The organism is Exiguobacterium sp. s64, assembly GCF_018618035.1.
Lineage (GTDB): Bacteria > Bacillota > Bacilli > Exiguobacteriales > Exiguobacteriaceae > Exiguobacterium > Exiguobacterium mexicanum_A.
This window is the reverse complement of the sequence record NZ_JACSLH010000012.1, coordinates 1-16,215: the sequence shown is the minus strand read 5'-3', so window position 1 is coordinate 16,215 and position 16,215 is coordinate 1. Positions and strand designations below refer to the sequence as shown.

27 protein-coding genes are annotated in these 16,215 nt (G+C 48.6%); all 27 read left to right on the top strand.

What is annotated here, in order from left to right:
* Positions 1-24: 24 nt before the first annotated feature.
* The 27 genes from rplN to KNP64_RS13310 all read left to right on the top strand — a co-directional run bounded on the left by rplN (position 25) and on the right by KNP64_RS13310 (position 15,778).
* Positions 25-393: a 50S ribosomal protein L14 gene (gene rplN, locus KNP64_RS13440; protein WP_012727667.1), complete on the top strand. Its 369-nt coding sequence runs from the start codon at positions 25-27 to the stop codon at positions 391-393.
* Between the two features lie 37 nt (positions 394-430).
* Positions 431-739: a 50S ribosomal protein L24 gene (gene rplX / locus KNP64_RS13435; RefSeq protein WP_021066612.1), complete on the top strand. Its 309-nt coding sequence runs from the start codon at positions 431-433 to the stop codon at positions 737-739.
* 32 nt (positions 740-771) lie between these two features.
* A complete protein-coding gene (gene rplE / locus KNP64_RS13430) occupies positions 772-1,311 on the top strand; it encodes a 50S ribosomal protein L5 (protein ID WP_016508927.1) in 540 nt (179 codons plus the stop codon).
* A 20-nt stretch (positions 1,312-1,331) separates the two neighbouring features.
* Positions 1,332-1,601, top strand: coding sequence for a 30S ribosomal protein S14 (rpsN, locus tag KNP64_RS13425; RefSeq protein WP_021066613.1), 270 nt, complete (start codon positions 1,332-1,334; stop codon positions 1,599-1,601).
* A 31-nt stretch (positions 1,602-1,632) separates the two neighbouring features.
* A complete protein-coding gene (gene rpsH / locus KNP64_RS13420; RefSeq protein WP_021066614.1) occupies positions 1,633-2,031 on the top strand; it encodes a 30S ribosomal protein S8 in 399 nt (132 codons plus the stop codon).
* Between the two features lie 33 nt (positions 2,032-2,064).
* On the top strand, positions 2,065-2,604 hold the full coding sequence (gene rplF, locus KNP64_RS13415) for a 50S ribosomal protein L6 (protein ID WP_034781691.1): 540 nt from the start codon (positions 2,065-2,067) through the stop codon (positions 2,602-2,604).
* Between the two features lie 34 nt (positions 2,605-2,638).
* Positions 2,639-3,001, top strand: coding sequence for a 50S ribosomal protein L18 (gene rplR / locus KNP64_RS13410; RefSeq protein WP_138858564.1), 363 nt, complete (start codon positions 2,639-2,641; stop codon positions 2,999-3,001).
* A 20-nt stretch (positions 3,002-3,021) separates the two neighbouring features.
* On the top strand, positions 3,022-3,522 hold the full coding sequence (gene rpsE, locus KNP64_RS13405) for a 30S ribosomal protein S5 (protein ID WP_034817136.1): 501 nt from the start codon (positions 3,022-3,024) through the stop codon (positions 3,520-3,522).
* Positions 3,523-3,537: 15 nt separating this feature from the next.
* Positions 3,538-3,723: a 50S ribosomal protein L30 gene (rpmD, locus tag KNP64_RS13400; protein ID WP_214709841.1), complete on the top strand. Its 186-nt coding sequence runs from the start codon at positions 3,538-3,540 to the stop codon at positions 3,721-3,723.
* A gap of 31 nt (positions 3,724-3,754) precedes the next feature.
* Positions 3,755-4,195: a 50S ribosomal protein L15 gene (gene rplO, locus KNP64_RS13395; protein ID WP_021066618.1), complete on the top strand. Its 441-nt coding sequence runs from the start codon at positions 3,755-3,757 to the stop codon at positions 4,193-4,195.
* Positions 4,195-5,484 carry a preprotein translocase subunit SecY gene (gene secY / locus KNP64_RS13390; RefSeq protein ID WP_138858565.1) on the top strand — a complete coding sequence of 430 codons (1,290 nt, stop codon included), beginning with the start codon at positions 4,195-4,197 and terminating at the stop codon, positions 5,482-5,484. Before rplO ends, secY begins: the two co-directional genes overlap by 1 nt.
* Before the next feature lie 78 nt (positions 5,485-5,562).
* Complete coding sequence (locus KNP64_RS13385; protein ID WP_029594431.1) at positions 5,563-6,213, top strand: adenylate kinase; 651 nt, start codon at positions 5,563-5,565, stop codon at positions 6,211-6,213.
* Positions 6,210-6,968, top strand: a complete 759-nt coding sequence (gene map / locus KNP64_RS13380; RefSeq protein ID WP_034781687.1) for a type I methionyl aminopeptidase — start codon at positions 6,210-6,212, stop codon at positions 6,966-6,968. Before KNP64_RS13385 ends, map begins: the two co-directional genes overlap by 4 nt.
* 105 nt (positions 6,969-7,073) lie before the next feature.
* Positions 7,074-7,292, top strand: a complete 219-nt coding sequence (infA, locus tag KNP64_RS13375; RefSeq protein ID WP_021066622.1) for a translation initiation factor IF-1 — start codon at positions 7,074-7,076, stop codon at positions 7,290-7,292.
* 30 nt (positions 7,293-7,322) lie between these two features.
* Positions 7,323-7,436, top strand: coding sequence for a 50S ribosomal protein L36 (gene rpmJ / locus KNP64_RS13370; protein ID WP_003156543.1), 114 nt, complete (start codon positions 7,323-7,325; stop codon positions 7,434-7,436).
* A gap of 19 nt (positions 7,437-7,455) precedes the next feature.
* Positions 7,456-7,821, top strand: coding sequence for a 30S ribosomal protein S13 (rpsM, locus tag KNP64_RS13365; protein ID WP_024372197.1), 366 nt, complete (start codon positions 7,456-7,458; stop codon positions 7,819-7,821).
* 16 nt (positions 7,822-7,837) lie between these two features.
* On the top strand, positions 7,838-8,233 hold the full coding sequence (rpsK, locus tag KNP64_RS13360; RefSeq protein WP_114166700.1) for a 30S ribosomal protein S11: 396 nt from the start codon (positions 7,838-7,840) through the stop codon (positions 8,231-8,233).
* Positions 8,234-8,325: 92 nt separating this feature from the next.
* On the top strand, positions 8,326-9,270 hold the full coding sequence (locus KNP64_RS13355; RefSeq protein WP_021066625.1) for a DNA-directed RNA polymerase subunit alpha: 945 nt from the start codon (positions 8,326-8,328) through the stop codon (positions 9,268-9,270).
* A gap of 24 nt (positions 9,271-9,294) precedes the next feature.
* Positions 9,295-9,648, top strand: coding sequence for a 50S ribosomal protein L17 (gene rplQ, locus KNP64_RS13350; protein WP_012727650.1), 354 nt, complete (start codon positions 9,295-9,297; stop codon positions 9,646-9,648).
* Positions 9,649-9,717: 69 nt separating this feature from the next.
* Complete coding sequence (locus KNP64_RS13345; RefSeq protein WP_021066626.1) at positions 9,718-10,554, top strand: energy-coupling factor transporter ATPase; 837 nt, start codon at positions 9,718-9,720, stop codon at positions 10,552-10,554.
* Positions 10,530-11,408 (top strand): energy-coupling factor transporter ATPase, encoded by an 879-nt coding sequence (locus KNP64_RS13340; RefSeq protein WP_214793943.1) that lies wholly within the window; start codon positions 10,530-10,532, stop codon positions 11,406-11,408. The genes KNP64_RS13345 and KNP64_RS13340 overlap by 25 nt, the downstream gene beginning before the upstream one ends.
* Positions 11,405-12,196 (top strand): energy-coupling factor transporter transmembrane component T family protein, encoded by a 792-nt coding sequence (locus KNP64_RS13335; protein ID WP_214793942.1) that lies wholly within the window; start codon positions 11,405-11,407, stop codon positions 12,194-12,196. Before KNP64_RS13340 ends, KNP64_RS13335 begins: the two co-directional genes overlap by 4 nt.
* On the top strand, positions 12,193-12,933 hold the full coding sequence (gene truA / locus KNP64_RS13330) for a tRNA pseudouridine(38-40) synthase TruA (RefSeq protein WP_034781678.1): 741 nt from the start codon (positions 12,193-12,195) through the stop codon (positions 12,931-12,933). The genes KNP64_RS13335 and truA overlap by 4 nt, the downstream gene beginning before the upstream one ends.
* A gap of 154 nt (positions 12,934-13,087) precedes the next feature.
* Positions 13,088-13,525, top strand: coding sequence for a 50S ribosomal protein L13 (gene rplM / locus KNP64_RS13325; RefSeq protein WP_034781675.1), 438 nt, complete (start codon positions 13,088-13,090; stop codon positions 13,523-13,525).
* Positions 13,526-13,550: 25 nt separating this feature from the next.
* Positions 13,551-13,943: a 30S ribosomal protein S9 gene (gene rpsI, locus KNP64_RS13320; RefSeq protein WP_021066631.1), complete on the top strand. Its 393-nt coding sequence runs from the start codon at positions 13,551-13,553 to the stop codon at positions 13,941-13,943.
* A gap of 142 nt (positions 13,944-14,085) precedes the next feature.
* Entirely contained in the window at positions 14,086-15,117 is a 1,032-nt protein-coding gene (locus tag KNP64_RS13315; RefSeq protein ID WP_021066632.1) for an Mrp/NBP35 family ATP-binding protein, read from the top strand.
* 10 nt (positions 15,118-15,127) lie between these two features.
* Entirely contained in the window at positions 15,128-15,778 is a 651-nt protein-coding gene (locus KNP64_RS13310; protein WP_138858568.1) for a KinB-signaling pathway activation protein, read from the top strand.
* Positions 15,779-16,215 lie beyond the last annotated feature (437 nt).

The window sequence follows — 16,215 nt, the reverse complement described above, 5'->3', positions numbered from 1 at the left end:
ACATCCGGAGGGAGGTACACTCGCATGATTCAACAAGAATCTCGCTTGAAAGTAGCAGACAACTCTGGCGCGCGTGAACTGTTGACAATTAAAGTCCTCGGTGGTTCAGGTCGTAAGACTGCCAACATCGGTGACATCATCGTCGCGACGGTAAAACAAGCAACACCAGGTGGCGTTGTTAAAAAAGGTGACGTTGTCAGAGCAGTTGTCGTTCGTACAAAACGCGGCGCTCGTCGTAAAGATGGTTCGTACATCCGTTTCGATGAGAACGCAGCAGTCATCATCAAAGATGACAAGAGCCCACGCGGCACTCGGATCTTCGGGCCAGTTGCACGTGAACTTCGTGAAAAAGAATTCATGAAGATCGTTTCGTTGGCACCGGAAGTACTTTAATTTCCAATTTCAATCCTATAAGGAGGTGCGCAAAACGATGCATGTTAAAAAAGGCGATACAGTCCAGGTAATGTCTGGTAAAGATAAAGGCAAGCAAGGGGTTATCCTCAAAGCTATGCCAAGCAAGAACCGCGTAGTCGTAGAAGGTATCAACGTGATTAAAAAACACTCGAAACCATCACAAGCGAATCCACAAGGCGGTATCCTTGAAATCGAAGCACCAATTCACGTCTCGAACGTCATGCCACTCGACCCTAAAACGGGCAAACCGACTCGCGTTGGTTTCAAAGTAGTCGATGGTAAAAAAGTTCGTGTCGCGAAATCGGGCGAAGTACTCGATAAATAAGAAGAACGTGACGAAAGGAGGTCCATTCGACTATGAACCGTTTGCAAGAGAAGTATAAAAGCGACATCGTGAAAGCGATGATGGATAAATTCAACTATGACTCAGTCATGCAAGTCCCACAGGTCGACAAGATCGTCATCAACATGGGTGTAGGTGACGCTGTTTCGAACTCGAAGGCTCTTGACATGGCAGTGGAAGAATTATCAATTCTTTCTGGTCAAAAACCACTCGTAACAAAGGCTAAGAAATCAATCGCTGGTTTCAAACTTCGTGAAGGCATGCCAATCGGTGCGAAGGTTACTCTTCGTGGCGAGCGTATGTACGATTTCCTCGACAAATTGGTAACTGTTTCACTTCCACGTGTACGTGACTTCCGCGGTGTATCGAAGAAAGCATTCGACGGACGCGGTAACTACACGCTTGGTGTGAAAGAGCAACTTATTTTCCCTGAGATCGATTACGATAAAGTAACAAAAGTACGCGGTATGGATATCGTTGTTGTTACAACAGCGAACACAGACGAAGAAGCTCGTGAATTGCTCACACTTCTCGGAATGCCATTCCAAAAATAATCTAAAGGGAGGTCGACAACATGGCTAAAAAGTCAATGGTGAATCGCGAACAAAAACGCGAGAAACTCGTTGCCCAGTACGCTGAGAAACGTGCACAATTGAAAGCTGAAGGCGACTACATCGGACTCAGCAAATTGCCACGTAACTCTTCACCTGTGCGTCTTCATAACCGTTGCCGCATCACAGGTCGTCCACATGGTTACATGGGTAAATTCGGGATCAGCCGTATCAAGTTCCGTGATCTTGCATACAAAGGTCAAATCCCTGGTGTTAAAAAAGCAAGTTGGTAATCCACTAACAGTGTGAAAGGAGGTACATCGCATGGTAATGACAGACCCAATTGCAGATATGCTTACACGTATCCGTAACGCTAACATGGTTCGCCATGAAAAATTAGAGCTTCCAGCTTCTAATATCAAACGTGAGGTTGCAGAGATCCTCAAGCGTGAAGGTTTCATTCGCGATGTTGAATATATCGAGGACGCTAAGCAAGGTACACTTCGTCTGTTCCTTAAATACGGAGCAAGCAACGAACGTGTTATCACTGGTCTCAAACGCATTTCGAAACCAGGTCTTCGTGTATACGCAAAAGCTGATGAAGTACCAAAAGTACTCGGAGGACTCGGTATCGCAGTTCTTTCGACATCAAAAGGTCTTATGACTGATAAAGAAGCTCGCCAACAACAAGTCGGCGGCGAAGTGCTCGCCTACATCTGGTAAGTCACTTTTCTAACAAGAACGGAGGTGTAATCAATGTCACGTATTGGTAAAAAACCAGTTACGATTCCAGCTGGCGTTACTGTCACGGTTGCAGAAGACAACACGGTCACAGTAAAAGGTGCTAAAGGTGAACTTTCGCTTTCAGCTAACCCAGCCTTGGAAATCAAAGTTGAAGAGAACGAATTGAACGTCGTTCGTCCGGATGACTCGAAAGAGAACCGTACGATCCACGGGACGACACGTGCCCTTATCGCCAACATGGTGGAAGGTGTGTCTAACGGATTCCAGAAAACACTTGAGATCTCAGGGGTTGGTTACCGTGCAGCTAAGCAAGGTAACAAACTCGTCCTCAGCCTCGGTTACTCGCACCCAATCGAGTACGTTGCTGAAGAAGGTATCGAGATCGAAGTTCCTTCAAACACGCAAATCGTCGTTAAAGGGATTAACAAAGAGCGCGTCGGTCACGTTGCAGCTCAAATCCGCTCGTACCGTGCTCCAGAACCTTACAAAGGTAAAGGTGTTCGTTACTCTGATGAACGTATTCGCCGTAAAGAAGGTAAGACTGGTAAGTAATTCGTCACGAAATGAACGGAAAGGAGTGGCATAAATGATCACAAAAGCAGACAAAAATGCAGTTCGTAAGAAACGTCATGCTCGTGTACGTCGTACGATCGCGGGGACAGCAGCTCGTCCACGTTTGAACGTATTCCGCTCGAGCAAGCACATCTACGTTCAACTCATCGATGATGCAGCACAAACAACGCTTGTGTCAGCATCTTCGAAAGATAAAGCTCTCGATCTTACAAACGGCGGCAACGTTGAAGCAGCGAAAGCTGTTGGTAAACTTGCAGCTGAACGTGCACTCGAGAAAGGTATCGACACTGTTGTGTTCGACCGTGGTGGATACCTCTATCATGGCCGCGTCAAAGCTGTTGCTGAAGCAGCTCGTGAAGCAGGTCTTAAATTCTAACAAAAAGGAGGGGACACTCGATGCGCCAGTTAGACGTTAACATGGAACAACTCGAAGAACGCGTTGTTACCGTAAACCGCGTCGCGAAAGTCGTGAAAGGTGGCCGTCGCTTCCGTTTCGCCGCTCTCGTCGTCGTAGGTGACAAGAATGGTCACGTCGGTTTCGGTACAGGTAAGGCACAAGAGGTGCCAGAAGCGATCCGCAAGGCTATTGAAGCCGCTAAGAAAAACATGGTTCAAGTACCGATGGTCGGTACAACAATTCCACACGAAATCACAGGAGTATTCGGAGCAGGTCGTGTATTCATGAAACCAGCTTCTGAAGGTACTGGGGTTATCGCAGGTGGACCAGTTCGTGCAGTGCTCGAACTTGCAGGTGTAGGTGACATCCTTTCGAAATCGCTTGGATCTAACACACCAATCAACATCGTCCGTGCGACGGTACAAGGCTTGACAGAGCTTAAAAAAGCAGAGGAAGTTGCTAAACTACGCGGTAAAAGCGTAGAAGAACTTCTTAAATAAGGGAGGGAATTAGACATGGCGAAACTCGCAATCACCCTCACACGCAGCATCATTGGTCGTCCTGAGGATCAGCGTGTAACAGTACGTACACTCGGTCTTCGTAAAATGCATCAGACTGTCGTTGTCCCTGACAACGTAGCGATGCGCGGTATGATCAAAAAGGTGTCGCACCTTGTGACTGTAAACGAAATCAACGAATAATCCAGATTTTATTAAATAAGGAGGTGCCACTATGAAACTCCATGAATTGAAGCCAACTCCAGGTTCGCGTCACGAACGCAACCGTGTCGGTCGCGGTATGGCGACTGGTAACGGTAAAACTTCTGGCCGTGGACATAAAGGTCAAAAAGCTCGTTCGGGCGGTGGCGTTCGTCCAGGATTTGAAGGTGGGCAAAACCCACTTTACCGTCGTCTTCCAAAACGCGGTTTCAACAACCCTACTCGTAAAGAGTATGCAGTTGTTTCCCTAGACACGCTTAACCGTTTCGAAGCAGGTACTGAAGTTACTCCAGAACTCTTAATCGAGACTGGTGTTGTCAGCTCTGCTAAAGACGGAATCAAAGTACTTGCTAACGGCAAGCTTGAAACAAAATTGACTGTTAAAGCCAACAAATTCTCGGGTGCAGCGAAAGAAGCGATCGAAGCAGCTGGCGGTTCAGTTGAGGTGATCTGATGTTTCAGACGATCTCCAATATGTGGCGCGTGAAAGATATTCGACAGCGTATTCTCTTCACACTCGCAATCATCATCATTTTCCGCATCGGGGCCCATATCCCGGTGCCGATGGTGAATACGGATGTGTTGCGTTTTGACTCAGGAGGTCTTCTCGACTTCTTGAACTTGTTTGGAGGAAATGCTTTACAGAACTTCTCCCTGTTCGCAATGGGGATCATGCCGTACATCACGGCATCGATCGTTGTGCAGCTCTTACAAATGGACGTCGTTCCGAAGTTTGCCGAATGGGCAAAACAAGGCGAGTCTGGCCGTAAAAAGCTAGCGACGGTCACGCGCTATGGGACGATCATGTTAGGGTTTATTCAAGCGACATCATTGTCGTTTGGATTTAACCGCCTCTATCCAGGTCTCGTCAATGAGACGTGGGGCACGGCAACCTATTTCGTGATCGCGATCGTACTGACTGCCGGTACGGCGTTCTTGATGTTCCTCGGTGAGATGACGACGGAGAAAGGTGTTGGGAATGGTATTTCCATCATTATCTTCGCCGGTATCGTCGCTGGGTTCCCAAGAATCTTCACGCAGATTTATGAAACGAAGCTCCAAAATGCTGGAGATGCGTTATTCATTAACATCGTTTACTTGGTTGTGCTATTGCTCGTTATCCTTGCGGTGACCATGGGGATCATTTATGTTCAACAGGCTGCTCGCAAAATTCCGATTCAATACGCAAAACGCACGGCGAACCGTACCCCTGTGGGCGGTCAGTCGACGCACTTGCCAATCAAACTAAACGCTGCCGGTGTCATCCCGGTTATCTTCGCGATTTCCTTCATGGTGACACCACCAACTGTTGCAAGCTTCATTGCTTCTCCGGAAACGACGCAGAAGTTGCAGACTTACTTCGATACGACAGCTCCAATCGGAATGTCGATCTACGTAGCGCTCATCATCGCGTTCGCTTACTTCTATACATTCATTCAGGTCAATCCTGAACAGATGGCAGAAAACCTGCAGAAGCAAGGTGGCTATATTCCTGGGATTCGTCCTGGGGCGCAAACAGAACAGTACATCACGAAGTTGCTCTATCGTTTGACATTCTTCGGAGCGATTTTCTTATCGCTCGTAGCGATCATGCCGACAATCTTCATTAAGCTTGCCGGTCTCCCAACTTCGGTGCAAATCGGAGGAACGAGCTTGTTGATCGTCATCGGGGTAGCCCTCGAAACGATGAAACAAATCGAGAGTCAACTCGTAAAACGACACTACAAAGGCTTTATCCGTTAAAGCGGAAGGAAGGGTACACCCTTCCTTCCTGTCGTGTTTACGACGTGTTGTGAAAATCAAAACTGGAGGCTAACTGAGATGAATCTAGTACTCATGGGCTTACCGGGTGCAGGGAAAGGGACTCAAGCGGCTAAAATCGTTGAAGAGTACCAAATCCCACACATTTCGACAGGCGACATGTTTCGTGCGGCAATCAAAGGCGGAACGCCACTCGGCAAAGAAGCAAAATCGTTCATGGATAAAGGCGAACTCGTACCGGATGAGGTAACAATCGGAATCGTACGCGAACGCTTGAGTCAAGATGATACGAAAAACGGCTTCCTGCTCGATGGATTCCCGCGTACTGTTGCTCAAGCAGAGGCACTCGAAAGTTTGCTTAAAGATTTGGGAAAACAGATTGACCATGTCGTGAATATCGATGTGGATGCGGAAATTCTCGTCCCGCGTTTGACAGGTCGTTGGATCTGCCCGACGTGTGGTGCGACATATCACGTGATCTTCAACCCACCTAAAGTGGAAGGCATCTGTGATGTGGATGGGTCGGCTCTCATGCAACGTGAAGACGATAAAGAGGAAACGGTCCGCCGTCGCCTTGACGTCAACATCGAGCAATCGAAACCACTCATTGACTTTTACGCTGAAAAAGGGTATCTTCGTACATTGGATGGAGATCGTCCAATCGATGTCGTATACGCCGATGTCAAAGCGTTACTCGGTGGTACTGAATGATCATCACGAAGACGCCTCGTGAAATAGCGATTATGCGTGAGGCTGGGCAAATTGTTGCTCGAACACACCAGGTGCTCAAAGAGCACATCAAACCAGGTATTACGACGCTTGAGCTCGACCGGATCGCGGAAGAATACATTCGCAGCCAAGGTGCGACACCGTCGTTCAAAGGCTATAACGGGTTTACCGGTAGCGTTTGTGCTTCAGTGAACGAAGAGCTTGTTCATGGGATTCCCGGAAAACGGGTATTGAACGATGGGGATATCATCTCGATCGACATCGGTGCCTACTATAACGGATACCATGGAGATTCCGCTTGGACGTATCCAGTGGGAACAATCTCGGAAGAGACACAGCAGTTACTTGACGTGACTGAAGAAAGTCTGTATAAAGGATTGGAGCACGCTAAGGCTGGACAGCGTTTGACAGACATTTCGCATGCGATTCAAGCGTATGTGGAATCTCATGATTTCTCTGTCGTCCGCGAATACGTCGGTCATGGTGTCGGACAAAATTTGCATGAAGAACCGCAAATTCCGCACTATGGTCCACCGGGGAAAGGGCCGCGCCTGAAGACTGGAATGACGTTAGCCATTGAACCAATGGTCAACGCTGGTCAACGCTATGTTCGGACACTGGCTGACAACTGGACAGTTGTGACAGTGGACGGTAGCATGTGCGCCCACTTTGAGCACACCATCGCCATCACAGACGATGGATACGAGATTTTAACGAAACTCGATTCCGGTGAATGAGGCTCTATTGCTTCGTGCTGATCCGTTACGGATCCTTCTCTCACAGTACAATGCGATAGATCGTCTGTGCTCCTAAATATCTTCATATAGAAAGGGGAATAAATGATGGCGAAACAAGATGTCATTGAAGTGGAAGGCACTGTTGTCGAACCACTTCCAAACGCAATGTTTAAAGTGGAGTTAGAAAACGGCCACACGGTGCTCGCGCACGTCTCAGGGAAAATTCGGATGCACTACATTCGAATCCTTCCAGGTGACCGCGTAACTGTCGAGTTGTCTCCGTACGACTTGACTCGCGGGCGGATTACGTACCGTTACAAGTAACTCCGATTTTTCCAGGAGGAGGGTATAATCATGAAAGTAAGACCGTCGGTAAAACCGATCTGCGAAAAATGTAAAGTTATTCGTCGTAAGGGTAAAGTAATGGTAATTTGCGAAAACCCGAAACACAAACAAAAACAAGGTTAATCTAAGAGGAGGTGCACACATGGCACGTATTGCTGGTGTAGATATTCCACGCGAAAAACGTATCGTTATTTCGCTCACATACATCTTTGGTATTGGTAAAACAAGAGCACAAGAAATTTTGAAGGCTGCAAACGTATCTGAAGATTCACGCACACGTGATCTTACAGAAGACGAAATCAACCGTATCCGTGAAGCAATTGACGGAATTAAAGTTGAAGGTGACCTTCGCCGTGAAGTTTCACTCAACATTAAACGTTTGATCGAGATCGGCGCATATCGCGGTGTTCGTCACCGTCGTAGTCTCCCTGTTCGCGGACAAAACACGAAGAACAACTCGCGTACTCGTAAAGGCCCACGCCGTACAGTAGCGAACAAGAAGAAGTAAAGGAGGGAATTGAACAATGGCGAAACGTAAGCAAAATGTACGTTCAAAACGTAAAGTCAAAAAACATGTTGAAGCCGGTGTGGTACACATCCGCTCTACATTCAACAACACAATCATTACAATCACTGACACGCAAGGTAACGCGATCTCATGGGCTACTTCTGGTAACCTTGGATTTAAAGGATCACGTAAATCGACTCCGTTCGCAGCACAATTGGCTGCTGAAACTGCAGCGAAAGTTGCAATGGACAACGGTATGCGTACAGTAGAAGTTAACGTTAAAGGTCCTGGTGCTGGACGTGAAGCGGCTATCCGTGCCCTCCAAGCTACTGGTCTTGAAGTAACTGCAATCCGTGACGTAACACCAGTTCCGCACAACGGTTGCCGCCCTCCGAAACGTCGCCGCGTATAATCGCTTGTGCGTGTGAAGGGCTTACCTAGCACAAACAGCATATACAATGCAGCTCGCGCTGCATGGCAGGATACACTCAAGGAGGGGTTCAGATGATCGAGATTGAAAAACCAAAGATCGAAACGGTCGAAATCAGCGAGGATGCTACGTTTGGTAAATTCGTGGTGGAACCGCTTGAACGTGGATATGGCACTACTCTCGGCAACTCACTACGTCGAATTCTTTTGTCATCGCTCCCTGGTGCAGCGGTAACAGCGGTTCAAATCGATGGCGTTCTTCATGAGTTCTCTACGATTGACGGAGTCGTCGAAGACGTCACGCAAATCGTATTAAACCTCAAGAAGTTGGCTCTCAAAGTGTACTCGGACGAAGAGAAAACGCTTGAGATTAACGTTTCAAGTGCCGGTGCTGTCACTGCGGCAGACATTACCCATGATAGCGACGTTGAAATCTTGAATCCTGAGCTCCACATCGCGACTCTCGCTGATAACGCGACGCTTCGCATGCGTTTGACTGCTCGCCGTGGTCGTGGTTACGTCCAGGCAGAAGATAACAAACGTGATGATATGCCGATTGGCGTTATTCCAATCGATTCGATCTACACACCGATTCAACGCGTGAACTACGAAGTAGATAAAACACGTGTCGGTCAAGATGCTAGCTTCGATAAGCTTCTATTAGACGTGTGGACAGATGGTTCAATCCGTCCGGAAGAAGCGGTATCGCTCGGGGCGAAAATTTTGACAGAACACTTGAACATCTTTGTTGGCTTGACTGACGAGGCTCTCAATGCAGAAATTATGGTCGAGAAAGAAGAAGACCAAAAAGAAAAAGTACTCGAAATGACGATCGAAGAACTCGATCTCTCAGTTCGTTCGTACAACTGCTTGAAGCGCGCAGGCATCAACACTGTTCAAGAACTCGCAAACAAATCAGAGGAAGAGATGATGAAAGTTCGTAACCTCGGACGTAAATCACTCGAAGAAGTTCAACTCAAGTTGGACGAGCTCGGTTTGGGCTTGCGTAAAGAAGACTAAGTTCAACCGAAGGAGGGAAATGTAATGGCTTATTCGAAACTCGGCCGTACAAGCTCACAACGTAAGGCACTTTTACGTGATCTTGCAACTGACCTTATTATCAACGAGCGCATTCAAACAACTGAACAAAAAGCGAAGGAACTTCGCCCAGTCGTTGAAAAATTGATCACTCTTGGGAAACGCGGCGATCTTCATGCCCGTCGTCAAGTAGCTTCATTCGTTCGTAAAGAGAACGCTGGAGAAAAAGACGCAATCCAAAAATTGTTCGAAGACGTGGCACCACGCTACGCTGAACGTCAAGGTGGATACACACGCATCATGAAAGTCGGCCCACGCCGCGGTGACGGTGCAGAAGTCGTAATCATCGAACTCGTCTAATTCATTAGGCAGTCAACAGGGCATGCGGTGACGTATTGCCCTGTTTCCACATCGGAAAGGAGTCGGCAGATGGAATCTCAAATTATGGTACGCGATATCGTGTTTCGTTACCCGGGACAAACCGAGCCAGCCTTAAATGGGCTGTCACTCGACGTATACAAAGGGGAATGGCTCGCTATCGTTGGCCATAACGGTTCTGGCAAGTCGACTTTGACGAAGTTGTGGAATGGGCTTTTGCTTCCTCAAGAAGGAGAAGTCCGGGTTGAGACACTCGATCCAACGGACGCCACAGACGTGTGGGACGTTCGGAAACGGATCGGTGTCGTCTTCCAAAATCCTGACAACCAGTTTGTCGGGGCGACCGTGCGCGATGATGTGGCATTTTCTCTCGAAAACATGGGACTTCCACGTCAAGAAATGGTTCGTCGAATTGATGACAGTCTAGCGCGCGTTGGATTATCGGAACTAGCGGACCGTGAACCGCATCAGTTATCCGGTGGACAAAAGCAGCGCGTTGCGATTGCTTCGGCACTCGCAATGCGCCCGCATGTCCTCGTGCTCGATGAAGCTACCTCAATGCTCGACCCGATTGGGCGCAAAGAGGTGATTGAAACGGTACAACAGCTCGTCTCAGAAGGGATGACCGTTGTCGCCATTACCCACGAGCTCGACGAAGTGTTGTTTGCCGACCGTATCATTGCATTGTCAAAAGGCAAGATTGCGATGACCGGCACACCCGAAGACGTGTTTCAAAATCCGGAGGCGTTACGAGCTATCCAGCTCGACGTACCGTTTATTGTCCGGATGCAACTCGAACTGAAGGAACGGGGCATACCACTCGATCGTCTGATGCTACAACATTCGGAGTTGGTGAACCATCTATGCCGATTAGCATTGAAGAAGTGACTTACCAATATCAATTGAATACTCCGTTTGAACGAACCGCGCTGCGCGATGTGAATGTAATGATTCCGTCGGGGGCGCTTGTTGCGTTTCTTGGCCATACTGGGTCAGGCAAGTCAACGCTCGTTCAACATATGAACGGACTGCTGCGACCGACAAAAGGGCGTGTCGTCGTCGATGACATCGAAGTCCGTGCGATTACGAAGCGTCGCGACAAAAAGCAAAGCCTGCTACCGCTTCGGCGCCGCGTTGGGCTCGTCTTTCAATATCCGGAGCATCAACTATTTGAAGAGACGGTCGAACGCGACGTCATGTTTGGTCCACGAAACTTTGGGGCGTCTGAAGACGAAGCGAAAGAGCGGGCTCATGCTGCGTTGCGCCTCGTCGGCCTGGATGAAACGTTATGGAGCCGTTCCCCGTTCGATCTCTCGGGCGGACAGATGCGTCGCGTCGCCATTGCCGGCGTGCTCGCTAGTCGACCTGACGTTCTCGTCGTAGATGAGCCGACGGCCGGACTCGACCCGCTCGGCCGTCGTGAGATGCTGGCGTTATTCAAACGGCTAAAACAAGAACTCGATTTGACGCTCATTCTCGTTTCGCACGATATGGACGACGTGTTAGCGTACGCAGAACGAGTCGTCGTCATGGAACGGGGCGAGGTCGCCTTTGATGGGAATCCATTTGACTTGTTCAAAGATGAGGCGCTTGTCAAAGGGCTCCAGCTTGAAATCCCGCATGTGCTTCGCTTCGCGAGTGAGCTTGCCCCTGCGTTCGGTGTCACGACACCGGCCTTACGGACCGAAGACGAATTGGCGGACTGGATCGCGCTCGAATTGAGAAAGGGGAGAGCGACATGATCATCGGACAGTACATTCCCGGACATTCATGGCTCCATACACTTGATGCGCGAGCCAAGACGTTGTTCATCCTCGGCTTCATTCCAATCGTCTTTTTGGCTGATAACTTATGGACGAACGTGTTCTTGCTCGGCTTTACCTTGTTCGCCGTGAGACTGTCTCAATTGTCATGGCGGTATTTATGGAATGGATTGAAGATGATTTTATTCCTCATCATTTTTACACTGTTGTTGCAACTGTTCTTTAACCGGGACGGGACGGAGTTGATTGCACTCGGTCCGTTCGCGATTTATTCGGAAGGCGTCCGGATGGGCTTGATCGTCTCGCTCCGTTTCTTCTATCTCGTCATGTTGACGACACTCGTCACACTGACGACCACACCGATGGAACTGACCGATTCGATTGAAGCAGGGCTCCGCCCCCTCGAACGATTCCGAGTGCCTGCCCATGAGATCGCCCTCATGCTGTCGATCTCGCTTCGGTTCCTTCCGACCTTGGCCGACGAGACCGATCGCATCATGAAGGCTCAGCAGGCGCGAGGCGTCGATTTGAAGAGCGGTCCGCTCAAGGATCGCTTGAAGGCAGTCGTCCCGCTCATGATCCCATTGTTTGTGTCGGCATTTAAACGTGCTGAGGACCTCGCTACGGCAATGGAGGCCCGCGGGTACCGTGGGGGTGAAGGACGGACGCGCTTGCGTGAGATGACGTGGCACCGTCGTGACACGGTGTTACTCATCATCTTCGTGGTCATCACACTCATCTTGATTGGATTGCGAGGGATAGGATGAAGCGAATTAAATTGACGATTGCGTATGATGGAACGAACTATGCCGGTTATCAGGTCCAACCGAACGGAAATACGGTTCAAGCCGAAGTAGAGGGTGTGCTGGCGCGGATGCATAGTCAGACCGTCAAAGTAGTGGCCTCGGGTCGTACGGACGCCCGTGTGCATGCTCGGGGGCAAGTGCTACACTTCGATACGCACCTCGCTATGCCAGCCGACCGGTTCGTCAAAGCGCTGAATGCGATGTTGCCCGATGATATTCTTGTCCGATCCGCCGAAGAGGTCGATACGTCGTTTCACGCGCGTTACGGGGCAAAACGGAAAGAGTATCGCTATTTCTTCCGAAGCGACGCGGACCCGTTCCGGCGCCACCATGCTGTAACGGTCACGTACACGCTCGACCATGAGCGGATCCGACAGGCGCTACGCATGCTCGTCGGGACTCACGACTTCACCTCCTTTTCAGTGACGAAGGCTGAGGTAGAGGATCGTGTCCGCACAATCTATGAAGCGGAGCTCGTCGAAGCGGGCGATGAGATGTATATTCGTTTCGTCGGCTCGGGCTTTCTTTATAACCAAGTCCGTATTATGGTAGGGACGTTGTTAGAGGTCGGGCGTGGGAAATATGAGCCGGCAGACGTGAGCCGGATGCTCGCCTCAAAAGACCGGCGTAGCGCTGGGATTACAGCCCCACCGCACGGTCTATACTTGTGGAATGTGAATTATGAAAAAGTAGATTGACATTCCCTCTATAAAATCGTATTATATTCATTGGCATTTCATTTTCACATTGAGAGATGAACCACAATCTTAGCCCCGTAAACTAGGATTATGATAAAGCATCAAACAAGCACTAAAAAAATTAAGCAAACAGACATTTTAGGAGGTATTCCACATGCGCACGACATTCATGGCAAAAGCATCTGAAGTAGAACGCAAATGGCTCCTTATCGACGCAGAAGGCAAAACACTTGGTCGTTTGACTAGTGAAGTAGCATCACTTCTTCGCGGTAAGCACAAGCCGACTTTCACACCAAACGTTGATTGCGGAGACCACGTCATCATCATCAACGCTGAGAAAATCCACTTAACTGGTAACAAAATGAACGACAAGATTTACTACCGTCATTCAGGTCATCCAGGCGGTTTGAAATCACAAACTGCAAAAGAGCTTCTCGCAAAACGCCCAGAGCGTATGCTTGAACTCGCAATCAAAGGGATGCTTCCAAAAGGATCACTTGGTCGTCAATCATTCACTAAACTCCACGTTTACGCTGGAGCTGAGCACAACCACGCAGCACAAAAACCAGAAGTTTACGAACTTCGCGGTTAATCGGGACACAGGGAGGAACTAAACGATGGCAGATGTACGTTACTACGGAACAGGCCGCCGCAAACACTCGGTGGCTCGCGTTCACCTCGTTGCAGGTGACGGCAAAGTTGTTGTAAATGGCCGTGATATTTCAGAATACTTCGGACATGAGACTTTGATCATGATGGCAAAATCACCACTCGTATTGACTGAAACAGAAGGTAAATACGATGTAATCGTTAACGTTAACGGTGGTGGATTCACTGGACAAGCTGGAGCAATTCGCCACGGCGTATCACGTGCGCTTCTTCAAGCGGACCCAGAATTCCGTCCAAGCCTCAAAGAAAAAGGCTTCTTGACTCGTGACGCTCGCATGAAAGAACGTAAAAAATACGGTCTTAAAGCTGCACGTCGCGCACCACAATTCTCGAAGCGTTAATCTTCGAACAATTTGGTTCAAACTCTCTGCCCATCGGGGTAGAGAGTTTTTTTGTTACTCATGAAATTGTTGATTTCCATTCCCTCAAGAAAACGCTTTTTTTGATATACTGTTAGCGAGACAGAAATTAGGGGGAAACCACATGCTTACAGTAGAACAAGTTCGTGAAGAATTGGCGGGGTTGATCGATCCAACAATCAACCGTACGCTTGGAGATACAGCTGGCGTGAAGGATATTCGCATTAAAGAAGATTATGTCAGTGTAAAAGTGGCACTCGGTCAAACCGGGAGCGGCGAGCAACTCCAACTTCAACAAGAGATTGTCACGTTGCTCAAAGGAAAAGGATTCAAGACGGTCGGTCTTCGCTTCGAGGCGCTCAATGACGAAAGTTTGAAAGAAGCGACGAAGCCAGCTATTCTCCGTGAAAATGCTGGCACGACATTTATTGCGATTGCTTCGGGCAAAGGTGGCGTCGGGAAATCGACAGTCTCGGTCAACTTGGCAGTCGCGCTAGCGCGGGCAGGGAAGAAGGTCGGATTGATTGATGCGGATATTTACGGCTTCAGTGTACCTGACATGCTCGGGATTGAAGAGCGGCCGGTCGTCCGTGGCGAGAAAATCATTCCTGTCGAGCGTTTCGGCGTGAAAGTGATTTCGATGGGCTTCTTTGTAGAAGATAACGCTCCAGTCATCTGGCGTGGACCAATGCTCGGGAAGATGCTTAATAACTTCTTCAACGATGTTGAGTGGGGCGACCTAGACTACTTGCTCCTCGATTTGCCGCCAGGGACGGGTGATGTCGCCCTCGATATTCATTCGATGCTCCCGGCATGTCAAGAGTTGATCGTCACGACGCCACACGCAACAGCTGCTTTTGTCGCTGCGCGTGCTGGGGCAATGGCCATCAAGACAAACCACAAAGTGCTTGGTATCATCGAAAACATGGCGTATTTTGAAAGTAAAGTGACAGGGGAGAAAGAGTACGTCTTCGGCTATGGCGGCGGCGAAAAATTGTCTGAAGCGTTGAAGAGCAAATTGCTCGCGCAAATTCCGCTCGGTCAGCCGTATGAGAATGAAGAAGACTTTGCACCATCGGTTTACCGAGATGGGCATCCGTTTGAGAAGACATACGACGGACTAGCGCAAGCGGTCATTCAACAGATAGAAGGGTAATGGTTTAGAGATGAAGGTACAAGGATTTTTAAGGTTATTTTGGACGACGCTCGTCTTCGGGACGTTGTTTGGGTTCGTCATGAACTTGCTGGCCAATCCTGGCTATTTAGTGAGTCAATCGTGGGAAGCGATTGTGACGGCACTCAGTTACTCGAGCACATGGACCGGGATTAGCATGATGGGCTTCTTCGCCTACTTGATTGTCCACCGGGTCGGTTTGGATTTGTTCCGTGGTCCAAAACTATGGAATCGTGTACAAGTGCTGTTAATCGCCTTCGCACTATTTGATGCGGTTTACCTTCGTATGCTCGCTTTTGGTAACGATCATATGTGGCGGTATATCGGGGAGATGGTCGTGTTAGTGATCGTTTCATGGATTATCGCAACGAGTAAGGCGAAACAGACGAACGCGAGTGCGTTCATCCCGACGCTCTTCTTGATGATCGTTATAACATTGATCGAATGGATTCCAGCCCTCCAGGCGACGGATGAGATTGCGCTCTTGTGGCCAGCGTTAGCGACGCTCGTATTTGCTAACGCGTATCAAGTATTGATGCTACATCGATTCCAAGCGCCTGCTCAAGCAGAGGATGCCAAACCATCGACGAAGAATCAGGCTAAAGCTAAATCTAAGAAGCGGGTGTCTTCTAAATCGTCCTAACATCAATAGGAACGGAAGCACTCGATAGTTACACTCTTCAACAACGTAGCGTCGCCCTAGGTGGGAGGACTCTACGTTGTTTTTATGTGAGGAAAGTCGGTTTTCAACGTTGGAAAAAAGATTCCCGAAGAAAATAAAGTTTTTTTAGAAAAACAGTTGACGAAAATGCGGGGCGCTGATATATTAATAAACGTCGCTGCTGTTCAAATCTGAACAACAGAAAGCGGATGAAAAAAATAATAAAAAACGGTTGACTTTCAAAAGTCAAATCGCTATTATTAAAAAGTCGCTAACACGACAGACACTTGGTCTTTGAAAACTGAACGATGAGGCAAAAATGTTTTACATTTTTTGAATGAAGCGCAAGCTTCGTCATTTTTAAAGAGCTATATCAAATTCTTTGGAGAGTTTGATCCTGGCTCAGGACGAACGCTGGC

What these genes read in the sequence shown, in the direction of transcription:
- rplN (WP_012727667.1), top strand. Translation starts at nt 25, where the DNA reads ATGATTCAACAAGAATCTCGCTTGAAAGTAGCAGACAACTCTGGCGCG.
- rplX (WP_021066612.1), top strand. Translation starts at nt 431, where the DNA reads ATGCATGTTAAAAAAGGCGATACAGTCCAGGTAATGTCTGGTAAAGAT.
- rplE (WP_016508927.1), top strand. Translation starts at nt 772, where the DNA reads ATGAACCGTTTGCAAGAGAAGTATAAAAGCGACATCGTGAAAGCGATG.
- rpsN (WP_021066613.1), top strand. Translation starts at nt 1,332, where the DNA reads ATGGCTAAAAAGTCAATGGTGAATCGCGAACAAAAACGCGAGAAACTC.
- rpsH (WP_021066614.1), top strand. Translation starts at nt 1,633, where the DNA reads ATGGTAATGACAGACCCAATTGCAGATATGCTTACACGTATCCGTAAC.
- rplF (WP_034781691.1), top strand. Translation starts at nt 2,065, where the DNA reads ATGTCACGTATTGGTAAAAAACCAGTTACGATTCCAGCTGGCGTTACT.
- rplR (WP_138858564.1), top strand. Translation starts at nt 2,639, where the DNA reads ATGATCACAAAAGCAGACAAAAATGCAGTTCGTAAGAAACGTCATGCT.
- rpsE (WP_034817136.1), top strand. Translation starts at nt 3,022, where the DNA reads ATGCGCCAGTTAGACGTTAACATGGAACAACTCGAAGAACGCGTTGTT.
- rpmD (WP_214709841.1), top strand. Translation starts at nt 3,538, where the DNA reads ATGGCGAAACTCGCAATCACCCTCACACGCAGCATCATTGGTCGTCCT.
- rplO (WP_021066618.1), top strand. Translation starts at nt 3,755, where the DNA reads ATGAAACTCCATGAATTGAAGCCAACTCCAGGTTCGCGTCACGAACGC.
- secY (WP_138858565.1), top strand. Translation starts at nt 4,195, where the DNA reads ATGTTTCAGACGATCTCCAATATGTGGCGCGTGAAAGATATTCGACAG.
- KNP64_RS13385 (WP_029594431.1), top strand. Translation starts at nt 5,563, where the DNA reads ATGAATCTAGTACTCATGGGCTTACCGGGTGCAGGGAAAGGGACTCAA.
- map (WP_034781687.1), top strand. Translation starts at nt 6,210, where the DNA reads ATGATCATCACGAAGACGCCTCGTGAAATAGCGATTATGCGTGAGGCT.
- infA (WP_021066622.1), top strand. Translation starts at nt 7,074, where the DNA reads ATGGCGAAACAAGATGTCATTGAAGTGGAAGGCACTGTTGTCGAACCA.
- rpmJ (WP_003156543.1), top strand. Translation starts at nt 7,323, where the DNA reads ATGAAAGTAAGACCGTCGGTAAAACCGATCTGCGAAAAATGTAAAGTT.
- rpsM (WP_024372197.1), top strand. Translation starts at nt 7,456, where the DNA reads ATGGCACGTATTGCTGGTGTAGATATTCCACGCGAAAAACGTATCGTT.
- rpsK (WP_114166700.1), top strand. Translation starts at nt 7,838, where the DNA reads ATGGCGAAACGTAAGCAAAATGTACGTTCAAAACGTAAAGTCAAAAAA.
- KNP64_RS13355 (WP_021066625.1), top strand. Translation starts at nt 8,326, where the DNA reads ATGATCGAGATTGAAAAACCAAAGATCGAAACGGTCGAAATCAGCGAG.
- rplQ (WP_012727650.1), top strand. Translation starts at nt 9,295, where the DNA reads ATGGCTTATTCGAAACTCGGCCGTACAAGCTCACAACGTAAGGCACTT.
- KNP64_RS13345 (WP_021066626.1), top strand. Translation starts at nt 9,718, where the DNA reads ATGGAATCTCAAATTATGGTACGCGATATCGTGTTTCGTTACCCGGGA.
- KNP64_RS13340 (WP_214793943.1), top strand. Translation starts at nt 10,530, where the DNA reads ATGCCGATTAGCATTGAAGAAGTGACTTACCAATATCAATTGAATACT.
- KNP64_RS13335 (WP_214793942.1), top strand. Translation starts at nt 11,405, where the DNA reads ATGATCATCGGACAGTACATTCCCGGACATTCATGGCTCCATACACTT.
- truA (WP_034781678.1), top strand. Translation starts at nt 12,193, where the DNA reads ATGAAGCGAATTAAATTGACGATTGCGTATGATGGAACGAACTATGCC.
- rplM (WP_034781675.1), top strand. Translation starts at nt 13,088, where the DNA reads ATGCGCACGACATTCATGGCAAAAGCATCTGAAGTAGAACGCAAATGG.
- rpsI (WP_021066631.1), top strand. Translation starts at nt 13,551, where the DNA reads ATGGCAGATGTACGTTACTACGGAACAGGCCGCCGCAAACACTCGGTG.
- KNP64_RS13315 (WP_021066632.1), top strand. Translation starts at nt 14,086, where the DNA reads ATGCTTACAGTAGAACAAGTTCGTGAAGAATTGGCGGGGTTGATCGAT.
- KNP64_RS13310 (WP_138858568.1), top strand. Translation starts at nt 15,128, where the DNA reads ATGAAGGTACAAGGATTTTTAAGGTTATTTTGGACGACGCTCGTCTTC.